This is a genomic window from Thomasclavelia saccharogumia DSM 17460 (assembly GCF_000686665.1).
Lineage (GTDB): Bacteria > Bacillota_I > Bacilli_A > Erysipelotrichales > Coprobacillaceae > Thomasclavelia > Thomasclavelia saccharogumia.
Genome location: NZ_JMLH01000114.1, coordinates 1 through 3,366, shown reverse-complemented (window position 1 = coordinate 3,366; position 3,366 = coordinate 1). Strand labels below are relative to the sequence as shown.

Here is a 3,366-nt window from a genome sequence, read left to right as displayed (position 1 = left end):
GCTTCCTTAATTTACCATATCTCTCCCTCTTTGTAAATACCTTTTTCGCCTTTTTTTTACTTTTTTTTAATCCCTGTATTGTAAAATGATATTCAACTCAAAAATCTAATTAAAATTAATACTTGCTTACATAAATTTTTCAGCAAACAATATTAGAAAATATATATTTTTTCTAATAGATTTATCGATACCTTCATATTTTTATTTAAAATGATACATTATAATACTTCCGGCTACAGCTGCATTTAATGATTCAATAGTATTTATTGGAATGTACCCTATCTGATCACATTTTGCTAAAATCTCTTTATTTACTCCATTACCTTCATTTCCTATAATAAACGCCATTTTCTTACAAGTATCAATTTTATTTATATCTTTACCATTTTCTAATGCACTACCAACAACAGTAACTCCATTAGCTTGTAATTTAGAAATAATTGTCTTTAAATTCTCATAAATACAACTAATATGAAAATTAGCTCCCTGCATAGAACGTAATAACTTATCATTATATAAATCAACACAGCAATCAGATAAAATAACTTGATCAAAAGAAAACGCTAATGCTGTTCTAATTAAAGTGCCAATATTCCCTGGATCTTGTAAATCATCTAAAATCAAATAGCGTTTACCATCGATTAACTTTTCATCTTTTTTTATCATACATTTTGCCATTATTGATTGTGGTGACTTAGTAAAAGCTAATTTTGCCATAATTTCATCACTAACCTCAAGAACCGGTAAATCACTACTGATTGCTTTAGTTGAAATTAATAATTCAACCTGTTTAGCCTTCAGTGCTTCTTCAACCAGATGTTCTCCTTCTATTAAATAATAACCTGTTTCATCACGATATTTCTTTTTCTTTAATTTCATTAATGTTTTAATTGTATTATTAGCACTTGAAGTTATCATATTCCTATCTCCTTTAATCTTTTTTCTCTTATTTTATAATCTGATAAACGTTTTTCAATTTCTTGATAAAATAATTTTGAATGATTAGGCTGGATGAAGTGACATAATTCATGAATGATCACATAATCAATTAAATTTTTATCTAAATGTACTAAAGCTAAATTAAAAGATACTTTATTTTGTTTTGAAAAACAAGCTCCCCAGCGTGATTTGTATTTTTTTATTTCAATTTCAGGCATCGTTAAATCAAACCTCGTATTTAAATAATAGCAAATTTGTTTTACTAAATAATCATATAAAATATTTTTTAGTTCATTTTCAATTATTTCTTGGATTTTATGATGATAAACATAAATTTTATCTTCATGAATAGCTGCTTTATGCATATTCATATCTTTTAAAATAATTTGATAATATTTATTAAAAATATATACATAACCATCATCAATATAATTAGATTTAGGAATGTAACTACCAATTTGTTGTAAAATAATATCTTGATGATCAAGAATCAATTTTTCAATCATTTCAATTGGAAAATTTGGTGGAGCATTAACTATCAGTTTACCCGAAATGATTTTTAAATAACAATTTTTAATTTTTTTTATATTTAATTGATATTCAATAATTTGCCCATCAACTTTTATTTTTTTTATTTTCATAACTTCCTCGTATAAAAAATAATATTTTTCCTATAATAATTTTGGAGTGATAATATGGATATTCGTAATGCATTATTAACTAAATTACATGACAGTTCTTTTAACGAATTAAAAGAAATTATCAACGAAGGTATAGCTTCTAAAGAAGAAACGATTCTTCCAGGATTAGGAGTATTATTCGAAAAATATTATAATTCTTTAAATAATACTCAGAAAGATGAAATGATAAATTCTTTATGTAATTTATTGAAATAGACTCATTTGATGAGTCTATTTCTATGATATTTGAACTCTTCTTTTAAAGATCTTAATAGCATAAATAATACCAGCAAAATAAAATTAATCCTAAACAACTGATTAAATTTAACTAGTAATAAAATAACTAATATTACCAATGGTAAAAGTGTTCCATAAGAAATTACTTCTTTATCATTTATTATAACTTTAGCATGTTCTTTATTTTCTTTTCTAAACGAATCAATAATTATTTTATACATTTCAAATAATAAATAGTTTAATATCCACAACAGTAAAAAATAAACCGTAGTATAAAAATTATCAGAAAAAATCTTGATGATAGCTCTAGTACTAGTCATATTAAAATAATTCATAAAATCATATACAAATGAACATATCGTAATAATAAATGTTGCAACTGCATTACGCATCAAATAAAATACAATAAAATCTTTTTTTATTTTATCCATAATAATCACCTACTTGACGAGTTATTAAATCAATTGAAAAAGCAAATTTATCATCATCACTACTAAAAATAATTACGACACTTAATTCTTTATTCTTAAAATTACCTTCTTCTAAATAATAAGATCCGTAATCATTAGAATTAATTAAATCTTTACTATTTCCACTAATTTTTTTAAAAACAACATAATTATCATTATCATCTTTATCTTTCTTAGGATCTTTTAAATAACGATATTCTAAAGATACTTTAGGATATTTTTTTATAATATCTTCATCGTTTGTTTTTAAACTTCCCAGCCGCATCATTTTATTTGAAATACTGGCATTTTCAATTCGATATTCTTTATTAGAACCCTCCAATTGTTCCACAGGGGTAATTTCTAAATCTAACTCACTGACAACTTCATCATTTACTTTCACTGTTAAATTAGCTTTTTCAACATCACTCAATTTGATTTTATTATCCTTAACCTCTTTTTCAATTACATAACTTAAATTATCACTAGAATAATTATTTAAATTAACTTCATACTCATATTTTTCTTTACCATTTTTTAATACCACTTCAACATTAGCAATAGCCCCTTGTTCAATTAAATCATTATTTTTAAAAATCACCTTTCCATCCCCAATAGAAAAAGTTTTTTCATTACGATATGCTTCAATATTTTCAACTTTTAAATCATCATTTTCACCACTCAACATATAATCATAATAAACTACATCACCATATGTTTGAAAAATAAAATTATCATACATATAAAATAATGTTATTGAAACTATTAAGGTAAATATAACTGTCATCAATAAATTCTGCTTATTCTTTTTACTCATATTTCATCACCTGTAGTATATTATATCTTATTTTGATTTATATAGAAAGCAAAACAGTTACTTACAAAACGACAATATTCATAACGATATCGCATTTTCCAAAAATATCAGCTATAGTTTTATCATCTGAATTTTTGATTTTTTCCTGTAAAAAAGAACTGTTGATTAATCAACAGTTCTTAAAATTGACTATTCTTCAATTTTCTTCCTTTTTAATAATGTCACTGCTGCTCCGGCTAATAAC

5 protein-coding genes are annotated in these 3,366 nt (G+C 23.9%); 1 reads left to right on the top strand and 4 read right to left on the bottom strand.

Annotated features, from left to right (window positions below):
* Positions 1–201: 201 nt before the first annotated feature.
* Complete coding sequence (locus BR82_RS0114335) at positions 202–918, bottom strand: TrmH family RNA methyltransferase (protein WP_027090720.1); 717 nt, start codon at positions 916–918, stop codon at positions 202–204.
* Positions 915–1,580, bottom strand: coding sequence for a M48 family metallopeptidase (locus BR82_RS0114330; protein WP_027090719.1), 666 nt, complete (start codon positions 1,578–1,580; stop codon positions 915–917). Before BR82_RS0114330 ends, BR82_RS0114335 begins: the two co-directional genes overlap by 4 nt.
* 54 nt (positions 1,581–1,634) lie before the next feature.
* Here BR82_RS0114330 and sspI point away from each other — a divergent pair, with 54 nt between their 5' ends.
* Positions 1,635–1,835, top strand: a complete 201-nt coding sequence (sspI, locus tag BR82_RS0114325; RefSeq protein WP_027090718.1) for a small acid-soluble spore protein SspI — start codon at positions 1,635–1,637, stop codon at positions 1,833–1,835.
* Between the two features lie 2 nt (positions 1,836–1,837).
* Here the strand turns inward: sspI and BR82_RS0114320 are convergent, their stop codons facing one another.
* Positions 1,838–2,287: a hypothetical protein gene (locus BR82_RS0114320; protein ID WP_027090717.1), complete on the bottom strand. Its 450-nt coding sequence runs from the start codon at positions 2,285–2,287 to the stop codon at positions 1,838–1,840.
* Positions 2,280–3,122 carry a hypothetical protein gene (locus BR82_RS0114315; protein ID WP_027090716.1) on the bottom strand — a complete coding sequence of 281 codons (843 nt, stop codon included), beginning with the start codon at positions 3,120–3,122 and terminating at the stop codon, positions 2,280–2,282. Before BR82_RS0114315 ends, BR82_RS0114320 begins: the two co-directional genes overlap by 8 nt.
* Positions 3,123–3,366: the final 244 nt, after the last annotated feature.

Coding starts and splice junctions, on each gene's coding strand:
- BR82_RS0114335 (WP_027090720.1), bottom strand. CDS start 918: ATGATAACTTCAAGTGCTAATAATACAATTAAAACATTAATGAAATTA.
- BR82_RS0114330 (WP_027090719.1), bottom strand. CDS start 1,580: ATGAAAATAAAAAAAATAAAAGTTGATGGGCAAATTATTGAATATCAA.
- sspI (WP_027090718.1), top strand. CDS start 1,635: ATGGATATTCGTAATGCATTATTAACTAAATTACATGACAGTTCTTTT.
- BR82_RS0114320 (WP_027090717.1), bottom strand. CDS start 2,287: ATGGATAAAATAAAAAAAGATTTTATTGTATTTTATTTGATGCGTAAT.
- BR82_RS0114315 (WP_027090716.1), bottom strand. CDS start 3,122: ATGAGTAAAAAGAATAAGCAGAATTTATTGATGACAGTTATATTTACC.